Raw genomic sequence first — 22,443 nt, 5'->3', positions numbered from 1 at the left:
AGCAGATTAAGAGGTTATTACGATATTAGAAGTTGCTGGCCAATTTTGGTGAATTTTTGTTGGGAAGAAACGTATTTCTTGCCACAAAAACAATTTTACTTGGTTCGACCCTAACAGCATGGCGCATTAACTATTTATTTTATGTGACTTATTTCATGCTGGTGCTTATTGCTCTTTAATCGAGATCATAAACTTGAATGTTCATGTTCCGTTCGGTGTTTATTTCGAGCATGTCAAAATACCAACCGTTTGTTCCCTCGCGAGGTATGAAATGTGTGATCGGTACCAAGTGATTACTCAATAAATCGTGATGTCGTTAATATTTCTTATCAATTTTCGGGATCGTTCCCTAATTGTTTTATATAGTTATTTGCGAATTATTTATGGCGTTGACTCATATAAGGTTGATCATATGACAGAGTTTTGATCTGTCCTTTAGAGTTTTAGTCCACATTTAATCGATTTTGTCGGGAACGTTTGCCATGTCTCGAAATAATCAATTTAATGTTGGAGAAATAAATAATGAAAGCGAATGTATTGGCATTAAGTATCGCTGCTGCTCTATTACCTACAACTTTTGCTCACGCAAATGAAGAAATGGATGCCCTAGAAGCTCGTATTAGCGAATTGGAATCCAGATTAGAGCAAACTGAGCAAGTTGCGAATAACGCCGACAGCAAAGCATCGCAATTCGAGTTCCATGGGTATGCACGTGCAGGCATTTTGATTAATGATGATTTGAACGGTGCAACGGGAACAGGACCTTACATGACAGCCGCAGGTGCGTTAGGCGCTCCGGTTGGTCGTTTAGGCTTGGAGGATGATAACTACTTAGAAGCGAACCTGATCCACAACCGTTATATGGATGATGGCTCGAGTGCACGATTCCATATTATGTTGGCGGACAGTGTAGAAAGTAGTAACGATTGGACGGCTGACGATAGTAAGTTAAATGTTCGTCAGGTTTACGCTGAGCTGAAGAATTTACCATCGTTCAGTGGCGCATTTGATAATGCGACAGTATGGGCGGGTAAGCGTTTCGACCGTGATAACTTTGATATTCACTTTTTCGATTCAGATATCGTGTTCCTGGCGGGTACTGGTGCGGGTATTTACGATGTTCAGATCACGGATGAGTGGAAATCAAATTTCTCAATTTATGGCCGTGACTTCGGTGAAATCGATAGCTCAAGTACTGACATCGAAAACTACATTGCGACGACGAATAACCGTATTGGCAATTTCCAGGTAATGTTGAGTGGTATGGTATCGTCTGACAACCAAGATAGAACATCCAGCAACACGTCACCATCTAAGCGTGCTGAAAGCGGTGTTCATGCTCTGTTTGCTTACCACGCTGACAGCTTTTACGGTGTAAATGATGGTTTTTCGAAAACAGGATTTTCGATTGGTCAGGGGCTAGGTGCTGAGCTAAAAGGCATCGGTTCAAATGGCGATTTGAACGACGACGCTCAGGCGATTCGTGCGTTTTCATACGGCGTGACTCGTTTTGCGGATAACTGGAGAATCGCACCGGCGCTGATGGCGGAGTACAGCCAGGATCGTGTGAAAACCGATGACGAGTTTATGTGGGCTTCTCTAAACGTTCGTTTGGCTCAAGAGCTTACAGAAAACTTTGAAATGGTTTACGAAGGTAGCTACCAGTACATGGACCTGGACAACAGTGTTGAGCAAGCGAGTGGCAGTTTCTACAAAGCGACAGTAGCGCCAACACTTAAATTAGCGACGGCAGCGGGTTTCTTTGACCGTCCTGAACTGCGCTTTGCCGTGAGTTACGTTGATTGGAGTGATGATCTTAATAATTACTCAGTGAGCGTAGACGATAGCGCAAGCACAATGGGACGTGGTGGTGAAACCGTGTTCGCTCTGCAAATGGAAACTTGGTTCTAAGGCTCTGGCAATTTGAACTCTTAAAGCGATAAGGATGACAGTGTTGGCTGCCATCCTTTTTTCTTATGTGCTCAACCTGATATTTGCTTACTTGGCTACGGCGTGAAGCGGCGGGTTGTCGTAGTGAGTGATACGTCGATGTAGTCCCCACATTATGCTGACCGCTATCACCATGGTTCCTGCGGCAAACAAAAAGCCATAGCGAGTCATGTCATAGTGACTCAACATGGCAATCACGACATAGCTTAGCGATTGCACTGTGGTACTGAACATGCTGATCCCGCCATCTATGCGACCGCGCTGATGAATAGGTACGGTATGATGCATCCAGTTAATTCGCGCAATTCGATTTAAAGCATTAAAGACGCCAAAGAGAGCAATCAGCATCAATATACCAACAGGGTGCATTGAGAAACTCATACCAATCAACGTCAGGGAAAGTAAGGCCATTGAGATGAAGATGATACCGGCGTGAGGGAGACGGTCGAGTATCTTCGTTACAATCAGCCCGGTAAACAGAGAACCTAACCCAAAGCTGATGTTAAAACCCGCAAACCAGTCACCAGTGATGCCTTGTTCAGAAAACCAAATCGGTACTAACTTGCTCAAATATGTCAGTACGGGATAGGAGAGGCAAGAAAGTAAAATAAATCCATAAAAGTGGGATTCTTGGCTGAATATCTGCTTACTCTCTTTCAGTTGGCTCATGAAAGGAACCGCGTGTGACTCTCTTAATTGACGAGTGTATGGTGTCACCATGTAAAAAATGGCGGCCAACGATGACGCTGTAGCAGCGAACAGAGCAAACTCCATCATTCCCCAGGTTTCCAGTAATACGATGCCAAGAGCGCCCGCTCCGAGTGTCGTTGACTGCATCACGATTTCCTGCTGACTAGAAATTCTGGCGTATTCATGCTGCTGATAATTCTCTTGAGTGAACGCATTGTTGGTCGCCCAGGCGAAATTACTGGAAACCCAGTACACCAGCTGAGCGAACGCCAATAACCAGTGGGATTCAAGCCCTAGCCAATAAGTGATGAGTACCACGAACGCCATCCCGGCCTGTACCCACTGGTTCCCAACTAGTAAAGCCTTGCGTGAATGACGGTCAATTAAAGTAGAAAAGAAAGGGGTGACCAAGAAAGCGACTGCGGTACAGCAGAAGGAAACCAAAGCGACAAAGGTGCCCATTTCAGGGGACGCTAACATGACCCAAGGTAGTGCCATCATAAATAATCCTGACGAGATACTGTCGAAGAACCTTCCTGCCAAATAAGGTTGAGTTTTATTGTTCATATTCTTGTCTCAATAATTAGTATGGTTTCACTCTAAAACCTCAAGTAAGCTTGAGGTAAAGTATTTTTTTAATTAATGGCGGAGGGAATCTGGGATGGACATCAGCGTAGGTGAAGTGGCGAAACGCTCAGGGGTGAAAGTTTCAGCACTGCATTTTTATGAGCAAAAAGGATTAATTTCGAGTTGGCGCAATCAGGGTAATCAGCGCCGTTACCATCGAAGTGTGTTACGTCGTGTTGCCGTGATTAAAGCCGCGCAGCTAGTTGGACTTTCTTTAGAAGAGATTAAGCAAGCGCTGGATAACTTGCCCAAGCATCAAGCACCTAATAAAGCGCAATGGGAACGTATGGCAAGCCAGTGGCATGAACAACTGGAGCAAAAAATTCAGAAGTTGAAAGCGCTACAAAATGATCTGGGTGGTTGTATTGGCTGTGGTTGCTTGTCGCTAGAAACCTGTTCCCTACGTAACCCAGAAGATATCTTAGGACAAGACCATTCTGGATCTAACCTGACTTTGGATGAGTGAAGTCATTCTTATTCTTTGTCGAAGCTGTCTACCACAATCGCGCCCATAGAAGCAGGCATAGTGATGACGATAACACGCTTTATCGCGACCAATGGCTCCGTCAGGAGTGGAAGTTTATCCAGACAAAGCAATACTAGTGCAACGACTATGGCTGCGATTGAGTAGGCGATGATAACCCGGAAGATAAAGATCGAGACGCGATGCCGAATACGGCTTTGAAACACACTCTGATAAGCGAAAAAACTCAGGAAAATAACCGAAAGGCTTAACAACATGATCAGATTCGTCATGGGTAAGCTTTCCCCTAAGCGCCACGCTTCCTCAGAGAATGATATGGGCACGGCAAGGGCGAAAGCGCCAACCAATACCTGGCTGGCATCTTCGAGATTAAAGTGACGGCTCATGCACCAGCTCCCGTTAATCGTGATGGAGGTTTAGCAGCTTCTCAAATCGTTCGTTACCGTGCAGTAACTCAAGGTCTCGCTCTTCTGCTAACAAATCGCGAATAGATGGGCTGTACTCAATGGCTCGCTCAAGGTCCTCAATGGATTGTTCTTCAATGCCTAATCGAGAATACGCACAGGCACGTTGGTAAAGCGCCGGGCCGTTGGTGTAATCCACTTCTAACACGCGGTTACATAAGCTCAGTGCCCAGTGGTATTCATTAATTTCCATCGCCGCATCTGCTTTGTAAGTGAGTGCTTCCAAATCTCCAGGGCGAATAACCAAAATCTCATCGTAAATCTCAATACGTTGCTCTGGCGTTTGCGAACTTTGTGCACGCAGCCATAAGTTATGGATTTCGTTTATTTTTTCTATCTCTTTGTTGTTCTCACTGATAATGCGAGTTTTTCGTTTTAAATCTCGTTCGAGAGCCACAAACTTCTTCTCATATTCGCTCGCGATCTTATCTAGTCGCTTGTCCGCCATCTCTTTAGTGTTATGTTTAAACTCGCGCAGAGATTGCCAACCGACGAAAGCGATCAGTGATGCAACACCGGCAATGATGTAGAAGAAATAGGTGACGGTCACGTTAGCGTAGTTCAATGACTTGTCCGCTACGCTGAGTTCGCGATCGGTGATTTCGGTTATCATGCGTTTTTCAAGGCTCTGGTAATCCTGACGCAGTGTTTTTAACTCATCCAGAATGTAGCGTTCCATAAGAGGTCTATCTAATAGGTCTGATTCTGAATATTTCTCTTCAGATGCTAATAGCGGCAGCGAAATAATGAGTGAGAAAAAAATACCAATAAATAAGCGCATAAAATGTCCTTTCACTTTAAGAATACAGATAGACCGTGCAACCATAACAAATTGAACAAACGTTTAGCAAAGTTCTGCCAAAATAATGAGTTGATGCTTTTGCACCCATCTTGCGAAAATCAGCGATACTCCTATGTAAAGATAGATGAACCAACGTTTAGATTTTAGAACATTGTTGTTTATACCCAAACAACCTCAAGATGTTAGGTTCAGCGAGAATGATTTGGTTACAGACGCGGCAACGCTCTGAATCCTGTATCTTGAAGTCGCTTGGGTATAATATGTGGACCGTTAATCTAATCACTATTTATTGATTTCTAATACTATTGTTATGGATGCCAAAGTCAGAAACTATCTGAACCAATACCTATCTTTGCTTTCTCCTCAGCAAACAGAAGCGATTCCGTCAGTGAGCGCTGACTATTACTGTGCAGATGAATACAACGCGGATGTATGTGCAGAGTTGGTCCGTACCGGACAAAAAACTGCGTCTTGCAGTCTGGAGCTTTGGTACAGTGAGCAAGGAGAGGTCATGCCGAAAGTCGGGCATTTACAAGTTGTGACAAACTGGGCTGGCGAGCCAATCTGTGTGATCGAAATTACTGATGTTTGTACTTGTCCTTATGACGAAGTAGGAGAGGATTTTGCCCGTGCTGAAGGCGAAGGAGACAGAACGTTGCAATGGTGGCGTGAAGCTCATACCAAGTTCTTCCAATCAGAGTGTGATGAGCTGGGTATTGATTGGCATGAGCAACGCTTACTTGTCTTGGAACGATTTAAAGTGGTGTATCCACTGACTTAAAAGATAATAAAACAGCACCCGTTTGGGCGCTGTTTTAAGATGCGCAGTTAAAGCTGGTCTTCGATTGGCAATATACCGGAGAACCAGGAGCCCATCTTGCGCCACACACCTGCTTCTGGTTCGGTGTCATATTCCTGTCCCGTTTTGTTATCAGTCCAGACAATATCGCCGCTACGAAGGGTTATGTGGTACGCATTGTTATTTAGTATTTCCGGTAAGGTTTCAAGGAAACTCTGGGCATATTCCGGTTGTTCAATAACAACGGCCATTTCAGTGTTAAGTTTAGCGGAGCGTGGATCCCAGTTCATTGAGCCGACGAATAGCGTTTTTTTATCTATCAACATGGCCTTGGCATGTAAACTTGCCCGACTGCTGCCGGTTAAACTCCATTTGCTCTTGAGCTTGGCACTGGCTTTCACTTCCCATAGATCGATACCAGAAGCGAGCAGTTCTTCTCTGTACTTTGAATACCAGCCATGGACTGCAAATACATCGTTTGAGGCTAAACTATTGGTGATGATCGTGATATCTACGCCTCGTTTTGCTGCGTTGGTCAGTGCCTTTGTCCCAGCTTCTCCAGGAACGAAATACGGGGAGATAAGCACAAATGAGTGCTCGACACTTTTGAGTAGCTCTGTCAAGTTGCCAACTAGCTGGCTCTCATGTGTCGCTACTTTATCGGGCAAGTCGAACCATATTTCCCCTTTCCCCCAATAAAGATTGAGTTTGCCCTTCGTCAGATCCTGATACATGTCGAGGTTGTTGAAGTTATAGTGACCCTTCGTGAATTTTTGTTCTAGCTGTAATTTTTCGACTTGTTTTTTTATCGCAGCGTCAGTGATTTCTTCTGACTCCGGGTAAATCCACTCCATAGGAACGGCATAAACACTGTTCCAATAAAGGTCAAACTGGTCAGCCGTTTGCTGGACTGACTCCCCATAGAGTAGCAAGTCGAAGTCGCCGAATGAGACTTCAGATTCGAAAGAGAAATACTCATTGCCGATGTTTCTTCCGCCAACTACCGCCGCGACGCTATCAGCGGTCAGTGATTTGTTGTGCATTCGGCGGTTCAGTCGATCAAAGTCCGTTGCAAACCCAAATAAACGTGCAGAGCGGTACTCGTGCGGATTAAATAAACGAATTTCGATGTTTGGATGTGCGTTCATAGCCGCCATCATTTTATCGTTTCGCTTTTGCATATCATCAAGCAGCAAGCGAATGCGCACACCTCGCTTTGCGGCTTCGTATAAACGCCATGTGATGAAGTTGCTGGTTTCGTCACCGCGATAGATATAGTACTGAAGATCCAAGCTTTTTTGCGCTGACTCGATGAGTGATATTCGGGCAAGGAGCGCATCATGGCCTTGGTTTAGGGGATAAAATCCGGTTTCTGTTTTTGGGTCTTTTCCATAAGCCTCAAAATAATGAGCAAGTGCAGAGTCTGATTGGTATCCGTACTGGAATGTAGTGGACTTTTCACTAGGGTCTACCTGTTCAATGGATGAGCAAGCCGACAGAAAAGTAAACATGCAGGTTAAAATGAGCTTAGTTAACATATGATGCAATGAGCATATCCTTGTGATGCAAAATGTTATTTTTCAATGAGTATAGACATAAGTGAGTGATCGATGCAGTCCCACGAAAGCAAGATCGAGCGTTAAGTCATGGAAATCTAAGAATTAAGAGCGTTCTATCTCGCTGGGATGTCATTCACGAAATCACCTTTGCGCTTGAACTTTGTACTGGCTCGATTTTTTAGGCGCACAAAATCATTTATTTAATTAATGTTTTTACTCTAATTGGTCGGAATCACTAATATCTGGCATTTCTGGCCAATACATAACTACATCAATTACACCAATAATTATAACTAATTGAATTTAAATGAAATAAAGTTTGGTATGCAGTTTGCCTGTAAATGATGGAAGTAAGGTCTCACAACTTGCGATGTTGGTTAAAGTTTTGTTAATTTTATGAACTTTTAAAGGATAATTTGACGTACATTACGGTCTCAAATCTTTGTAAGTGCAGTTCTCTTGCTTGGTCCAAGTGACGATATGGTTTTAGTCATGGCGTTGTTTGGATACGAATATAATTGTCTATTTCAGATGCGATTACCTCGCCGTTTGCTCAAAAGATATTGAGATGACTGATGACTGTTAGAGCCCAGAAAGTGACTTTAAGGTCTGATGTTCAGTTCAAGAGCGGAATGGTGAATAAAACAATAAAAAAGGATTTTTGATGTTAACAAAACCCATGCTACGTTGGCTTTTACCCTTAGTTGTGGCTGGTGGATCTTATGCAGGATACGCCGCAATTGCAGCTACAGCACCAGAAAAAGAGTCAGCTAAAGACACAGTCACAGAACCTACTATTCAGGCTTCCTCTCTTTTTCCTACCGATCACAAGGTAGTGATAACAAGCCACGGTGAATTGGTTCCATTCGAAAAAACACACCTTTCTGCACAAGTCAGCGGCGAAGTTATTAGCTGGCATCCAAACTTTGTTACTGGTGGCATTGTTAAGCGTGGTGAGGTGTTATTCACGGTTGAAAGCGACAACTACGAAGCCGCAGTACTTCAGGCTGAAGCAGCGTTGGCCAGTTCGCGAGCAGAATTGATCGAAGAGCAAGCGAAAGCGGAAGTTGCAAAACGTCAGGCTAAACAATTAAGTGACAAGCAAGTGACGGACTTGTACCTACGTAAACCGCACGTATTGAGTGCTCAAGCGAAAGTGAAATCCGCTCAGGCAGAATTAAAGCGCGCTAATCGTGATCTGGAAAACTGCAAAGTGGTCGCACCGTATGACGCGCTTGTTGTTGAACGCGACATTGGTGTGGGTCAGTTCATCACTTCCGGCTCTCGAATTGCTACGCTCAACAATATTGAAGTAGCAGAAGTACATGTTCCGATTGCTGGATTTGATAGTGCATTCTTGCCGGAATCTATTAACAAGCTCAAAGCGACAGTGACCCAACAAGGTATTTTGTCGACGACTCGCGAAGGCAAAGTGGTTCGTGACCTGGGTATTATCGATAGCGCGACTCGAATGATCAATATGGTTATTCAGGTTGAAGACCCTTACGGAATTGATAACAAAAAGCCGCCGATTAAGTTTGGCTCATATGTTGAAGTCAGTTTTACGGGGAAAGAACTCAAGCACATTTACCGTCTTCCTCAAGAGTTGGTTAAAAATCGTACTGTTTGGGTCGTGAATGATGATAACGAGCTTCAACCACGAACCGTGACGGTGTTAAGAGCAGAGGGCGAGTTCATGTTAGTCGGTGATGGTTTAGAACAGAGCGATAAACTTGTCCTGACTCTTCCTGAGTACCCGCAGAAAGGCATGGCGGTGCAAATTGCAAAAAAGAATGACGACTCCGAAACCGTCGTACAGTAAGTAGGAGTTTGTCATGGAAGATACTAATCAAAAGGGTTTAATCGCTTATTTTGCTAATAACCCTGTGGCTGCCAATCTGTTGATGGTGTTCATCATCGTCATGGGTATCGTCAGCTATTTGTTTATTCAAAGGCAGATGTTCCCCAACATAGAAGTTAACTACATTGATGTACGCGCTACATATCCAGGTGCTTCTCCACAAGAAATTGAAGAGAGCATATTGGTTAAAGTAGAAGAGTCCATAAAAGACGTTACCGGAATTAAAAAAGTCGTAGCTCAAGCGACGCGTGGCAGCGCTTATGTCTCTATCGAAGTTGATGTGAATGCCGATATCAAACGAGTGCTTGATGATGTTAACCAACGTATCGATACCTTATCTAACTTGCCCGTGGGAATGGAGCCTATCAATGTCTATCAGGTTGAGTGGCGACAGGACGTTATAGAAATGGGGCTGGTAGGCGATAGGCCGCTTGAAGAGCTAAAGCCGATCGCCAAACAAGTAGAAGATGAGCTCCTGCAATTAAAAAACGTCATGCTGGTGAACTTGAGTGCACCGGAAGAAGAGATTGCGATTGAAGTCGATCCTCTTGTACTTCGTAAGTACGATCTTACGTTGAATGATGTTAGTGATGCGATTCGTCGTTACTCGGCTAACTTTTCTGCCGGAGAGGTAAAAACGAATTCCGGGATGATTGCGGTTCGAATTGAAAACCAGTATTACCACGGTGATGAGTTCCGAAATATTCCGGTGAAGTTAGGTGCAAACGGCGCGAAAGTCCTGCTTCAGGATATTGCCACGATTAAAGATGGCTTTACTGAGGAAGAGCGCTATTTTGAGTACTCAGGACAAAATGCTATCTACATGTCTGTGGAAGCAACTCGCGACCAAAATATCATTCCCGTTGCCGAATCTGTTCGTAAGTACATTGAGGCGAAAAACAAAACCCTGCCGAATGATGTCCAGCTGAAGATCTTGGTGGACATGACCTATTACCTTAACGGTCGTCTCGACATGATGCTGAAAAACCTGCTGCAAGGCGCAGCGCTGGTGGCTATCATGCTGACTATTTTCTTGCGTTTCCGTTTAGCAATGTGGGTAATGATTGGTTTACCTGTGTGTTTCCTTGGTGCTGTTATGTTAATGCCAGCGTTGGGAATCACGGTGAACATCGTTTCGTTATTCGCCTTTATCATGGTGTTGGGCATCGTTGTCGATGATGCCATTGTTATGGGGGAAAGTGCTTACTGTGAAATTGAAGAAAAAGGCGGTGGTGTTGATAACGTTGTACGTGGTGTAAAACGCGTAGCGACGCCAGCTACGTTTGGTGTGTTGACGACCATTGCTGTATTTGCTCCTTTCTTGCTATCTAGCGGTATTGATAGTGCGTTCTTTTACGGCATCGCGGGTGTCGTTATTTTGTGTTTAATCTTCAGTCTGATTGAATCTAAGCTGATCTTGCCAGCTCATCTGGCACACACTAACTTTAGTCCTATCAAGCCTGGTGGTTGGCGTGACCGTTTCAATCAGCGTTTCTTTGGCTTCGTTAATGGTACGTATCGCCGTTTTGTGATGTCGTGTACGCACTGGCGCTGGACTGTTTTCGCAGTCTTTTGTGGCTTGTTAGCGGTTAGTGCAGCTTTAGTTAACTCAAACTATGTGCGTGTGATTCCAAACCCGAAAGTGCCTACCGACTATCCAGCCATCACGATTAAGATGAATGATACGGTATCGAGCGAGCAGACTATCGAAGCACTCAAAACCATTGAGAGCGTCATGCAGCAAGTCGAGTCTCAAACCATTGAAGAGTATGGTCAGGGAATGATTCGGGATGTGCTTTCTTATAACAGAAGCCGTACCGAAGGCCGTGTATTAGTTCCGCTTGTGGATGAGGATTTACGTCCTTTCAATACGTTTGAACTTGCACGACGTTGGCGTGAAGCCATGCCAGCTATCCCGGGCATAAAGAGCATTAAAATTCGCGAGCAGAGTGCGGGTGGTGGTGATCGAGACGAGTTCGGCTATCTCCTGTTTGGTTCGAATATTAACGAACTGAACGATGCCGGTCGTTACCTGATTGAACGTTTGCAACAGCAGGAAGGTCTGTACGATATCTCTTCGTCTATTGATTCGGGCAGCAAAGAAGTGCTTCTCTCACTTGCTCCCGTTGCTTACGACCTCGGCTTGGATCTCACCATGATTGCTCAGCAAGTTGGTGGCAGCTTTTATGGCGGTGAAGCTCAACGACTGATCCGTGACGGCGAAGAAATCAAAGTGATGGTTCGCTATCCGAAACTCACGCGTGAAGCTTTCTCATCTCTTCGTTATGCCGTGATCACTACTCCTGCGGGTAAAAAAGTCATGCTTGGTGATGTTGTTCAAATTAATGAGCAGCCAGGTGTAAGCACCATTCGCCGTGAGGGTGGATACCAAACGGTTTACGTTTATGGGTCTATTGATGAAGAACTTGTCGAGCCGGAAGAAGTGGTGAAAATTATTGATGAAAGCATCATGCCCGATATGAAGGAGCAGTATCCGAGCGTTAAGACTGAGTTAGGTGGGGATATTGAAGAACAGGCTGCACAACGCAATGAGCAAATTCTTTTCTTTATTGCCGGGATGATCATTGTTTATATCCTACTTGCAGTGCCATTGAAGAGTTATACGCAACCACTCATTGTCATGTCGGTAATTCCATTTAGTTTGACTGGTGCGATTTGGGGGCATTTCTGGTTGGGGTTAGATATCAGCATGATGTCGACATTTGGCCTTATTGCGGCAGCGGGCGTGGTTATAAATGACTCTCTTGTAATGACGGACTACGTCAACCAAGTCCGAGATAAAGGGATGAGTATTAAGCAAGCGGTCGTTGAGGCGGGATGCGCACGTTTTCGGGCTATCACCCTAACTTCGATTACGACTTTCGCTGGTGTACTTCCAATCATGTTTGAAACGAGTTTGCAGGCTCGCTTCGTTATCCCAATGGCGGTCGCGTTAGGTTTTGCGGTACTGTATGCGACAATTTTGACACTGGTGCTGGTGCCGTGTCTGTATCTCATGCTTGAGGACATTAAGAATATATTCAGGGCAATTAAACGTTTCTTGTCTCGTATTATTGGTCGCTTAAGAAAGCAAGATGATGTGGTAGAAGCTCACACTAAATTATCCAATTAAATTGCTTGTCTTCTAATTACAAAGAGCAGCCTTCGGGTTGCTCTTTTTTATTCGTGCCTAAAAGCATCCGTCATTCAGGTGCTAACTGTGCTATAGATTTAATGAATGAAATGACAAATAAAAATAACCTTGGTTAATTTAACCATCAATGTGTGAAAATTACCTCAAGGTAACCAGTGATAAAGTGCATTTTACAGTAAGTCGTTGATAGTTAAGGATTTAAAAGTTGGCATCGTACGTGCAATGTATAACACGTACCCAAAATAAACTGCTAATCCTCAAGGAGCTTGCTATGAAAAGCGTATTTCTTTCTACTCTAGGTCTTATTGCTGTAATGTCATCATCAATCGCTGCTGCTAACACTTTAGACAAGGAGGAGTGGAGCTCAGATTTACGTCAGGACTTCTCTGAAATGAAGCATGAAGCGATAGCAGATATTCAGCAAATGAACATTGACGATATCGATGAGCGTGATGCGCTAATCGTTAAACGCATTAAAGAAGAACAGGCACAATTGGTAAAGATACCATGTCAGAAAACAGATGCGAGTAAGTCGTAACTTCTGGATGACTTCGAATGCAAGAGCAGCGCTAGTTAGCAGTAAGCGTTGACCTTGTTGCTCTACTTGCCAGCTGTTTAAGCTGGCTTTTTCGTAGCTGTTGTCCAGTGATGAATAGCAGGCAGAAAAAAGCCCGCAAAGAACCGTCTTTGCGGGCGAAAAAGGGCACCAAATTCGGTGTCTATTCATTATGGAGATGGCCGAACATCCTTATCAAACTGACAATAGCTTGGTGAGAGGCTTACCACCAGCGCGACCAACGGAGCTAAAGTTAACATTGTTGCAATCATTGTTGAAATGTTAATTCTTCAATCAATGATTTCATTATTGTTACCTATCATTGCAAATTTGTTGTGCGTGTGTGTTTGGCGTGTACTAAAAATCAATGTTTGATAACAGTTTGAAAGGTAAGCAGTAATTCGACTGTAAGCTTTCTCTATATAAACTTGATTGCAAAGCGCTGCTTGGTTTTTTCATCCAGATCAGAATGTAAATAGATATTCACTCTTGTTAACTTTTGTGTGTTGGTTAATGGAGTGTTCTTTTAACTCGTCGGACGTTAATCAATGGAGTCCTCAGAAAGTCTGGTCACATAGTTGGCTTCGATTTCTCTAGGAAACTTAATGCCACGTACGAGGCGGAACAAAAAAATAGGCAACTTATACGCTTATTATTTTCATAAAAGGAAAATCACCCTCGTAAATTAGAAAATACCACACCACAGCTACTACTTTTTTTAAAACATTTCATTTTAAGCTCTATGAAATTTGCAAATGGAGTTTAACGATGACCTGGGAATTTTTGGGACGAAATGAAGCGTTTGAATACATAGAATTTAATAAAAAATCAATAAGTGAAATAGAGGCATTTTTAGGTAAGAGAATAAAATTAGACTTATCATTATTTAGTCATAAGAAACTAAATATTTCTCGTCAGGCATTACTAATGCTGGCCTCAATGAATGAATATGACCAAAAGCAAGTGGTCAAAGAAATGTATTTCGTTGCGGCTAATCCAAATGAAAAATCTGTGGTAAGGCACAAACGCAACCCTTTATTAAGAATATTTCGTACCAGATACCCATTTAAAAACTATCATTATTTGCTGACCTGCATGCTAAAAGAAGGCAAAGTAGTTATCCATGATATTGCTTTTGATCAAGAGCTTCATGGTAAAAAAATAGGCAAAGATTCGAGTCAAAGAACAATAATGTATCATGTGCGAAAAAAGAAAGATAAAAATGGTCAATATGATGGAACACAAGATGACAGAGGGACTCAATTACTTATGGGGGAGTGGAATGCGAGTAAAGCTACATTAACCCATCAAGTTAAAACTCTCCATGCAACGGTAAATGGCATGCAAAATAACTACGAAAAGGCAAGTCGTTTAATGGGGTTACATACTCAAGTGGCCTATAAAGACGACAATCCTAGGGAGTATACACTTTTTCACAATCCCTCAGATGGGGCTCCTTTGGATCTTGTTGAATGTGTTTTCGATAAGACTCGTTTTACTTCTCATAATGCCAAACACCTAGCGGCGGTGATGAAACAGTGTGCGGAAAAAGAACAACGAGTGAAATGGACAGTACACAGCCAGGGCGCAATTATTTTTAATGCGGCATTGGAGTTCGCGAGACAAAAGAATTCTGGACTAAAGTTAGTAAATCAGGAGCTCGTCGTTCATGCTGGTGGTTCGAACACCCAAAAGCTAGGGCGAAATGCAGAGTTACTAGGATTAAGGGTACATTATGATCGGACCAGAACGAGTCCGTTTGACATAGTTCCCAACATTGCTGCGAGACAAAATAAGTTATCGCCAAGTAGTTTGGTCAGGTGCTGTAAGTTCCTCGGTTTGGTAATGAATGGGTCAATGACAGAAAGCCCACATACTCTGCCATATTTTGGAGTGGAGTCTTATCGTAAACAACTGATTATGTCTGGAAGTGACAGAGCGTTAAAGCGCTTGAAAGATGTTGATAATTATTTAAGGAATAAAGGTCGATAATGCGTATTCGAAAAATAATTAAAGATGGATTTCGTGGTAAACCAGATTTCTCTGATTTACTTACTAATTCGTTTCAAATTGATGATTTTTTACTCTCATTCGAATGCCCAAACAATATTTATTCTGGATGTGTTTACCAAGATTTAGTTAATTTGAAAGGCTTTGACATCAACGCTGAAATTGAGAGGCATGAAAAAGTTATAAATTTAGCCTATGTACTTTTTTGTTTTCACAAAGTCATTCTCAATCCGATATTTCCGGTTAATCTACAAGGAAAACTGTTCATTAGTCTCCGAATAAAATCAGCTGATAGAGTGATTACTACGGTTGAAGAACTTTCTTACTTTTTAGAAAAAGATTACGTTGATTTTTATCACGATCCTAATCCAAGTGAAGATTCTTGGAGAGGTAGTCATACAGAACTGATGAATAATGCCTACAAGTGGGTGAATTATCGATGGGGTGAAGAAGCAGAAACTGAAGAAGCTGAGAAAAAAAAAGAAGCTTACTTAATCGATGAATTTATGCGAGCTTATCCGCCGATAAAGTGTGAGACAGTCAATATTGGCAGAAACAGTTACTCAAAATATATAGAAGGAAACCTTAAATTTAAGAGAGACTATCGGAGAGTATATAATTTACCAATTAAAGGTAGATTTTTCTTTAGTATAGAATTTAAATATTTAACAGAGAGTTATCAAACTAAGAAAAAACTTCTCGATTGGATTCTAACTGCCGATGAAACTTTTGAGAAACGGGTGCTGGAACGCTTGGATATTTTCCCGCTTATTGACTCGGTTGTCGAGCCAAACGTTGAAAAGCTCTCACATGATATTAAAGGCGATGGTTTCTTCTAAGACGAGCAACTCCAGTTGCTGCTCGACTTAGAGTAGCTCTACTTAATCCCTTAGAACTAATCCCAACTCAAAATCGTCCAGTTGGGCTGATTCGCATGTTCCTTCAGAAGAGGGCATGGGTTAACCAAATAGGCGTAGTCTACGTGCTGACAAAGCGGCAAGTCGTTGATGGAATCAGTATAAAAGTGGATTTCTGAATACGATTCTTGCTGTGCTTCTAACCATTGTTGTAGTCTGGTGACCTTACCCTCTCTGTAGCTTGGTATCCCAGCAATCTTAGAGCTGTAAGTGCCTTGCTGTTCAATCAAGTCGATCCCAAGTGACGTTGGGATTCCCAGACGTTGGCCAACCGCTTCAACTAAAAAAGCCACGCTGGCGGAAATGATCACCATATCAATGCCATCACGTGTGAGTTGTTCGATCAACGTTCTGGACTGCTTAAACTGCTTAGGCAGAATTTGCTTGTCTACACACTCTGCGACTAACGTTTTTACTTGCTCAATAGGCATGCCAGAAAGTGGTGTCATGGAGAACTTAAGATAGTCTTCCATATCCATTTTCCCCTCTGCGTAGAGCTTCATGAGGCGTTGATCTTCTTCGATGAAGTTAGGTTGTGTAGCAATGCCTTTTTCGACTAAAAATTCGTTCCAAATCATCGCACAGTCAGCGCTGATTAAGGTTTCGTCCATATCAAATACATACAAAGGTTTGGACATTTTAAGCTCTCACAGGTTGAATTTCGTTTAGGTTGAAGAGTAGTTCTAACTGACTGCCATTCGCTAATAGTCGCTCAGATGAACGGTTGAGTAAATCGACCGTTAATTCGCATTCGTTAACATCCACCTGATAGCGGATAACATTACCGAGCAGTTGATGACTTTTGATGATGCCGATCTGAGGCGTGGAAATATGACTGCCATACTGACGTCCCTGCTCTTTGACATAAATGGATTCAGGGCGAATTGCAACTTTGTTTGTTGTATCGATATTGAAAAGCTGTTTAGCTTGGTTGGCCTCTACTAGGTTGTAGTGCCCCATAAAACCCGCAACAAACTCATTGGCCGGTTGTGTGTAAATCTCTTCTGGTGTGCCAGCTTGAACGATCTCCCCTTTGTTCATCAGGAAGATACGATCAGACATGATCATCGCTTCTTCTTGGTCATGAGTAACGAAGATCGTAGTCAGATTCATCTCTTTCTGGATGTCGCGAATCTGTTGGCGAAGGTGCTTACGGATTTTTGCATCCAGAGCTGATAGAGGTTCGTCGAGGAGCAGAATGCGCGGCTTCACCACCAAGGCGCGTGCTAGAGCGACACGCTGACGTTGCCCGCCTGAAAGCTGATGTGGGTACTGCTTCTCTTTGCCTTTCAAATCAACCAGCTCAATCACTTTCGCCACTTCGCGCTGAATGTCGTCAGCGCCTAGCTTTTTCATTTTCAGGCCAAACGCAATGTTGCCTTCTACCGTCATATTGGGAAATAGAGCATAAGACTGGAACACCATTCCGATACCACGTTCTTGAGGTACTTGGTAGGTGATATCCTCTCCGTTTACCGAAATCATGCCACCATCCACCGGATTAAGGCCTGCAAGGCTGCGCAGTAGGGTGGATTTGCCACATCCACTTGGTCCTAGCAGAGTAACGAACTCGCCTTGCTCAATGGTGAATTGGATATCTTCAAATACCGTATTATCACCAAAACGTTTGGTTAGGTTTTTTGCAGTTACGTAACTCATGATTTAACGCCTCGACTGAAACGACTTGCCAGCCAAGTCAGTAAGAAAATAAACAGGAAATAGGTCATGACCAACGCAGAGGTAAAGTGTCCGCTCGTCTGACGCATGTTATACAAGTAGATTTGCAGGGTTTCATAGCGTGTGCCGACAAGAATATTGGCAAACACAAACTCACCGAGCAGAAAGGAGAAAGAGAGAAATAGCGATGCCATTAAACCTTTCTTCAAGTTTGGCAAAATAATCATCAAAAACGCTTTGGTTGTGCTTGCGCCAAGTAAATGCGCGGCGTCCATCAAGTCATGCAGGTTGATAGCTTCAAAGCTGTTCGAAATTGCTCGATACATAAAGGGCAAAGCGATCGTGAAGTAAGTGCCAATCAAAATCCACGGAGTGCCAATTAAGGAAATATCGCTATTGGCATAAAGTTGTAATAGGCCAACCGACGACACCACCGGCGGTACAGCAAACGGAAGCAATATCAAAATGTTCATTAGCTTGTCGAGTTTTGGGAAGTAGTAAAACACCACAAAAATCGCAGGCAGAATTAGAACAACGCTGAGTGCCAGAGCCGAAATACAGATAAACAGAGATCGACCAAAAGCTTGTAGAAAGCGTGGATCTGACAGTAGTTTGACGTACCAATCCAACGTAAATCCGTCCGGTAGAATGGTTGCTCCCCAGCGGGAAGAGATCGAATAAACGAAGGTCGCTAATATTGGGATCAGCATAATGCCGACAATGGAGTACACCACCGTTTTGTGGAAGCGAGTATTAACGTTTTGCATTAGCTTGTTTACCTGCGTAGCTCTTAGTAATCAGCCATTGGTTAATCACAGTGATAAAGGCCAGCATCGTCATCAAAATAACCGAGATTGCTGCGGCTAGATTTGGTTCAAGGAACAAATCGCCCGAGACTAGGCTCGCAATGCGAATGGTGATGAGGTTGTAGTTACCTGAAGTCAACGCGTACACACTGGCATAAGCACCAATTGCATTTGCGATCAGGATGATAAACGTACCCAACAACGCCGGAGAAAGTACCGGTAAGGCAACTTTCATCCAGTATTGTGAGGTTTTTGCGCCAAGCAGTGCTGCTGCCGCTTGCCAATCGTCACTTAGGGCATCGAATGCAGGGTAGAGCAACAGTACTGCCAACGGGATTTGGAAGTAGATGTAAATCGCCATCAATCCCCATTTACCATAAAGGTCGAAATCGCCGAGCAGACCGTATTGCTTGAGCAATAAAGTGACCGCACCGTTAGTTCCTAAAATGATGATGAACGCGAATGCCAGAGGCACGCCAGCAAAGTTGCTGCTCATGTTGGTGAAGGCAATCACTCCGTCACGAATTTTTGAATCGACGCGACGTAATGAAGAAACCAGTACGGTGGCAACCATTAACCCAACAATGCTTGACCAGAATGAGAGCCATAAGCTGTTGCCAAAGGCTTGCATCATGAAGGTTGAATCAAACACTTCCAGATAGTTGTCGAGCGCAAACACTTCGTCGTAAATAAAGCTGTTAATCAGTACCCAAACAATCGGTGCAAGCTGAAACAGGTAGAAGAACAGAGCGAAAGGGGTAAGCCATAGCGCAGGCTTACTCCGTTTTAACCAAGAACGCATTCGAAGCTTGTTCTCGCTTGCGTTGTTCGTTCTTGATGAGATGGCAGAACTGCTCATAGTGCTAACAATTCCTGAGTGTAAGGTTTCGAGTGATCAAGGTTGAGAAGCTGACAAACCGAGCCACATATCTCAGTTTGCTTAACGTGGCACTCTAGATGGGTGAATTTATCGCCAATCACAAATAGTGGTACCTCTCTTTCTTCTGGCAGTATGCCGCCATGAGATAAATCGTTATTCATACCATGATCACTGGTCACGATGATCTGGTAGCCATCGGCAAGCCACTGCTCGATGTAATTTGAAAGAATGATGTCTGCTCCACGAGCACAATTGCGGTATTGACGAGAATCCAAGCCGAATTTATGGCCCATATCATCAATGTTCATTGGGTGAATCAGCAGGAAATCCGGCTGATGCGCACGGCGTAAATGTTCGGCATCCAGAAACAGTGCCTCATCAGGGTATTGATCCCAGTGATAAAAACAGCCGTGTTGGATATTTAGTGTTTCATCATTGGTAAAACGGTCTCGGGCGGCGTTATACGGGGCGCGATTATAAAGCTCGCTCACCCAGTGATAAGCGGCGGCTGCGGTTACTTTGCCCTGAGACTTGGCCAAACTGAAGATTGAATCCTGATTCGACAAACGAACGATATTGTTGTTGACGATGCCGCTCTCAATCGGACGAACACCCGTTAGGATGCATTCGTATAGCGGGCGGGACATAGATGGAAGTTCGCATTGAACCGGATACAGAGTTGCACGTTGCTGTTCTAACAGACCGTTGAGGTAGCCCATACAATTACGGGCTACCTGATAGTTCAGTCCATCTAGAACAACAAGGATAACCTTATTGCTCATGATATTTTCTCGTTACTTCTTAGGAGAGGGACGTAATGCTTGATATTACTGCTGATGAATCAGTACGTTCTCTTGCCATTGGCGCGGCAGCTTACGTGCCGATTTTTCCCATGCAGAGAAGTCCGTAACAGGTTTAGCGTTTGAGTACTGGTCGTTAGCGATCAGCTTGTCCTGTATAGATTTTGGCAGGGTGATGTTGCTGCGAATCGGACGTGCATAACCTTCAGCAAGGTTGATCTGACCTTGGTCACTGAAGATGTATTCACGTGCCAGCTTCGCCGCGTTCGGGTTTTTCGCGTACTTGTTGATGATCGTTGTGTAGCCCGAAATCACAGAACCGTCTTGAGGAATGTTTACACTAAACTGGTCGCGATTAATTTGGTCACGGTAATTCAGTGCGTTGAAATCCCACAGGATAGCAACTTCGACTTCACCTTTTTCAAGGTTTGCAATGCTTGGGTCAGTAAATGATAAGCGGCCTTGTTTGGCTAATTTCGCAAAAAACTCGATGGCTGGTTTTAAGTTAGACTCGTCACCACCATGCGCAAATGCAGCCGCAAGTACTGCATTGTTGGCTTGCGCCGCAACACCTACATCGCCTACGGTTACTTTGTAGTCACCTTTTAGCAGATCATCCCAAGTTGTTGGTGCGTTTTTCACCAGGTTATTGTTTGAGATGAAAGAGATAGTGCCAGTATAAGCAAGTGCCCAGTGGCCATCTTTGTCTTTCGCCCAATCAGGGATATCGTTCCAAGTCGTTGGTTTGTAAGGTTGTGTTACGCCTTTTTTTACTGCTACTCGCGCAAAGGCAAAACCCACATCACCAATGTCAGCGGTAGCATTTTTCTTCTCAGCTTCGAATTTTGCGATCTCCTGAGCAGAGCTCATGTCCGTATCCTGATGCTTCAAACCGTAGTTTGATTGCAAGTCCGTCCATGTGTCTTTCCAGTTTGCCCAACTGCCAGGCATACCCACACTGTAAACTGCACCTTCTTGTTGAGCAGCTTTCACCAATGTGTCTAGATTTGCGTTTGTTTCTTGTGTAGCGGAAAACGCAGAGGTAGATAATGTTGCTGCAATCAGAGTGGCTGATGTTACAGCTGAACGGCTAAGCAAAGTTTTCATTGTCTCCATCCTTCTGGACTAGGTCAGTAAGTTCGATTGTTATCCTATGGATGAAATGTGACGATTTGGCGCAGATAATTTGACAGTTATGCTGAGTTTATGTGGCAGTTATATTTCAGTTGTATAAAACATAAGCTTTTGTTAGTTGTCATATTTCTGTTATCCAACTGACCTATCTTGTTCATCAAATAATACATGGACTAGATCAGCAATGAACGTTTTGGGCTCCTCTTACACAGGAAAACAGTCTGGTACCCAATTAGGGAAAATAAAATCTATCCTTCGTGAACAAATTCATGCAGGAATTATCGTGCAAGGGCAAAAGCTGCCATCGGAACGCGAGATGAGTGAGCTATTTTCGACGACCAGAATCACCATTAAGGATGCTTTAGTTTCATTAGAAACTGAGGGAATTATCTATCGGGAGGAGCGGCGAGGATGGTATGTCTCTCCACCAAGAGTTTGTTATAACCCCTTATCTCGTTCTCACTTTCATCAAATGGTGCGCGAACAGAATCGAATTGCTGAAACCAAGTTGATCAATGTGCGCAGAGAAATGGCTTCTAGTGAGTATGCCAAGGTACTAGAAGTCGAGCAGATCACACCGACTTATATTATCGAGCGGTTACGTCATATTGATGGCCGCGCGGTACTGTTTGTAGAAAATGTACTGAAAGCAGAATTGTTTGAGGGAATCTTATCGGAAAACCTGACCATGTCACTGACGGGTATCTATCGAGAAAAGTATGGATTTGAAACGAAACGCTCCCGATTTGATGTGATTCCGACTTCAGCCCCTGCTCATGTTGCAAAATCACTGAATCTGGCCGAAGGGCAGCCTGTTCTTAAGATCTGTCGTGTGAACTACAACCAATATGGGGTATTGATGGATTGTGAACTGGAGTACTGGAGACCGGATGCTGTCAGGATTCGCATTGATAGTGTGGGGTGAGCAAGAGATTCCCGATTACCCTCATAGGGTTATCGGGAATGACAGAAATAGCTTCTCTCTTGAGTCAAAGTTTCAGCTTGTGATGAATACGATAACCAAACACATAGCCAATGTAGAAGATTGCTGCGAGAGTTATTGATGCAGCAATGTACGCGACAGCTCTGTTCAGCCCCAACCCAAAAGCGAAGGTAAATGCGATTCCGTTGATGGCTTCCACTGGAAACTGATACCAAGCAGCATGGACTGAATACCCAAAAAGCAGCAATGTGCTAAGTAAAAAGATCATGCCGCCCAATACGCCGACCCATCTGCTATTGTTCATGTTTATTCTCTGGTGTTACCGAAGTA

The 22,443-nt window shown here is 43.6% G+C and carries 20 protein-coding genes; 9 read left to right on the top strand and 11 right to left on the bottom strand.

What is annotated here, in order from left to right; genetic code table 11:
- Window positions 1–522: 522 nt before the first annotated feature.
- The gene (locus WJM94_RS08275; protein ID WP_444493773.1) at window positions 523–1,911 is read left to right on the top strand and encodes a carbohydrate porin; all 1,389 of its coding nucleotides are present in this window, start codon (window positions 523–525) and stop codon (window positions 1,909–1,911) included.
- Window positions 1,912–1,998: 87 nt separating this feature from the next.
- Here WJM94_RS08275 and WJM94_RS08270 read toward each other — a convergent pair whose 3' ends face one another.
- Entirely contained in the window at window positions 1,999–3,207 is a 1,209-nt protein-coding gene (locus tag WJM94_RS08270; protein WP_444493772.1) for an MFS transporter, read from the bottom strand.
- 94 nt (window positions 3,208–3,301) lie between these two features.
- On the opposite strand from WJM94_RS08270, the gene soxR reads away from it, so the two are divergent.
- Window positions 3,302–3,733, top strand: coding sequence for a redox-sensitive transcriptional activator SoxR (gene soxR, locus WJM94_RS08265; protein ID WP_444493771.1), 432 nt, complete (start codon window positions 3,302–3,304; stop codon window positions 3,731–3,733).
- 8 nt (window positions 3,734–3,741) lie between these two features.
- Here soxR and WJM94_RS08260 read toward each other — a convergent pair whose 3' ends face one another.
- Complete coding sequence (locus WJM94_RS08260) at window positions 3,742–4,137, bottom strand: DUF2391 family protein (RefSeq protein ID WP_444493770.1); 396 nt, start codon at window positions 4,135–4,137, stop codon at window positions 3,742–3,744.
- Window positions 4,138–4,150: 13 nt separating this feature from the next.
- Window positions 4,151–4,996, bottom strand: a complete 846-nt coding sequence (locus WJM94_RS08255; RefSeq protein ID WP_444493769.1) for a tetratricopeptide repeat protein — start codon at window positions 4,994–4,996, stop codon at window positions 4,151–4,153.
- A gap of 331 nt (window positions 4,997–5,327) precedes the next feature.
- Between WJM94_RS08255 and WJM94_RS08250 the strand changes: the two genes are divergently transcribed.
- The gene (locus WJM94_RS08250; RefSeq protein ID WP_444493768.1) at window positions 5,328–5,798 is read left to right on the top strand and encodes an ASCH domain-containing protein; all 471 of its coding nucleotides are present in this window, start codon (window positions 5,328–5,330) and stop codon (window positions 5,796–5,798) included.
- Window positions 5,799–5,845: 47 nt separating this feature from the next.
- Here WJM94_RS08250 and WJM94_RS08245 read toward each other — a convergent pair whose 3' ends face one another.
- Window positions 5,846–7,354, bottom strand: a complete 1,509-nt coding sequence (locus WJM94_RS08245) for a phospholipase D family protein (protein WP_444493914.1) — start codon at window positions 7,352–7,354, stop codon at window positions 5,846–5,848.
- 685 nt (window positions 7,355–8,039) lie between these two features.
- On the opposite strand from WJM94_RS08245, the gene WJM94_RS08240 reads away from it, so the two are divergent.
- The 5 genes from WJM94_RS08240 (at window position 8,040) to WJM94_RS08220 (ending at window position 15,795) form a co-directional block, all read left to right on the top strand.
- Window positions 8,040–9,197, top strand: coding sequence for an efflux RND transporter periplasmic adaptor subunit (locus tag WJM94_RS08240; protein ID WP_444493767.1), 1,158 nt, complete (start codon window positions 8,040–8,042; stop codon window positions 9,195–9,197).
- 13 nt (window positions 9,198–9,210) lie between these two features.
- Window positions 9,211–12,369, top strand: a complete 3,159-nt coding sequence (locus WJM94_RS08235; protein ID WP_444493766.1) for an efflux RND transporter permease subunit — start codon at window positions 9,211–9,213, stop codon at window positions 12,367–12,369.
- A 292-nt stretch (window positions 12,370–12,661) separates the two neighbouring features.
- On the top strand, window positions 12,662–12,928 hold the full coding sequence (locus WJM94_RS08230) for a hypothetical protein (RefSeq protein WP_444493765.1): 267 nt from the start codon (window positions 12,662–12,664) through the stop codon (window positions 12,926–12,928).
- 786 nt (window positions 12,929–13,714) lie between these two features.
- Entirely contained in the window at window positions 13,715–14,938 is a 1,224-nt protein-coding gene (locus tag WJM94_RS08225) for a hypothetical protein (RefSeq protein ID WP_444493764.1), read from the top strand.
- Window positions 14,938–15,795, top strand: coding sequence for a DNAase (locus tag WJM94_RS08220; RefSeq protein WP_444493763.1), 858 nt, complete (start codon window positions 14,938–14,940; stop codon window positions 15,793–15,795). Before WJM94_RS08225 ends, WJM94_RS08220 begins: the two co-directional genes overlap by 1 nt.
- A 56-nt stretch (window positions 15,796–15,851) precedes the next feature.
- Here the strand turns inward: WJM94_RS08220 and WJM94_RS08215 are convergent, their stop codons facing one another.
- From WJM94_RS08215 to WJM94_RS08190, 6 genes are read right to left on the bottom strand one after another with little or no spacing between them, the layout of a single operon-like run.
- Window positions 15,852–16,511, bottom strand: coding sequence for an HAD family hydrolase (locus WJM94_RS08215; RefSeq protein WP_444493762.1), 660 nt, complete (start codon window positions 16,509–16,511; stop codon window positions 15,852–15,854).
- Window position 16,512: 1 nt separating this feature from the next.
- Window positions 16,513–17,532 carry an ABC transporter ATP-binding protein gene (locus WJM94_RS08210; RefSeq protein ID WP_444493761.1) on the bottom strand — a complete coding sequence of 340 codons (1,020 nt, stop codon included), beginning with the start codon at window positions 17,530–17,532 and terminating at the stop codon, window positions 16,513–16,515.
- Window positions 17,529–18,317 carry an ABC transporter permease gene (locus WJM94_RS08205; protein WP_444493760.1) on the bottom strand — a complete coding sequence of 263 codons (789 nt, stop codon included), beginning with the start codon at window positions 18,315–18,317 and terminating at the stop codon, window positions 17,529–17,531. The genes WJM94_RS08210 and WJM94_RS08205 overlap by 4 nt, the downstream gene beginning before the upstream one ends.
- On the bottom strand, window positions 18,304–19,215 hold the full coding sequence (locus WJM94_RS08200; protein WP_444493759.1) for an ABC transporter permease: 912 nt from the start codon (window positions 19,213–19,215) through the stop codon (window positions 18,304–18,306). Before WJM94_RS08200 ends, WJM94_RS08205 begins: the two co-directional genes overlap by 14 nt.
- On the bottom strand, window positions 19,212–20,018 hold the full coding sequence (locus WJM94_RS08195) for an alkaline phosphatase family protein (RefSeq protein ID WP_444493758.1): 807 nt from the start codon (window positions 20,016–20,018) through the stop codon (window positions 19,212–19,214). The genes WJM94_RS08200 and WJM94_RS08195 overlap by 4 nt, the downstream gene beginning before the upstream one ends.
- A gap of 45 nt (window positions 20,019–20,063) precedes the next feature.
- Window positions 20,064–21,143: an ABC transporter substrate-binding protein gene (locus WJM94_RS08190; RefSeq protein WP_444493757.1), complete on the bottom strand. Its 1,080-nt coding sequence runs from the start codon at window positions 21,141–21,143 to the stop codon at window positions 20,064–20,066.
- A 211-nt stretch (window positions 21,144–21,354) separates the two neighbouring features.
- Here WJM94_RS08190 and WJM94_RS08185 point away from each other — a divergent pair, with 211 nt between their 5' ends.
- Window positions 21,355–22,095 carry a UTRA domain-containing protein gene (locus WJM94_RS08185; RefSeq protein ID WP_444493756.1) on the top strand — a complete coding sequence of 247 codons (741 nt, stop codon included), beginning with the start codon at window positions 21,355–21,357 and terminating at the stop codon, window positions 22,093–22,095.
- 64 nt (window positions 22,096–22,159) lie between these two features.
- Here WJM94_RS08185 and WJM94_RS08180 read toward each other — a convergent pair whose 3' ends face one another.
- A complete protein-coding gene (locus WJM94_RS08180; RefSeq protein WP_444493755.1) occupies window positions 22,160–22,417 on the bottom strand; it encodes a hypothetical protein in 258 nt (85 codons plus the stop codon).
- Between the last annotated feature and the right edge of the window lie 26 nt (window positions 22,418–22,443).

It is taken from the genome of Vibrio sp. YIC-376 (assembly GCF_052353105.1).
Lineage (GTDB): Bacteria > Pseudomonadota > Gammaproteobacteria > Enterobacterales > Vibrionaceae > Vibrio.
Note: the sequence above shows the minus strand (reverse complement) of the source record. Positions and strands in the feature narration are given on the sequence as shown.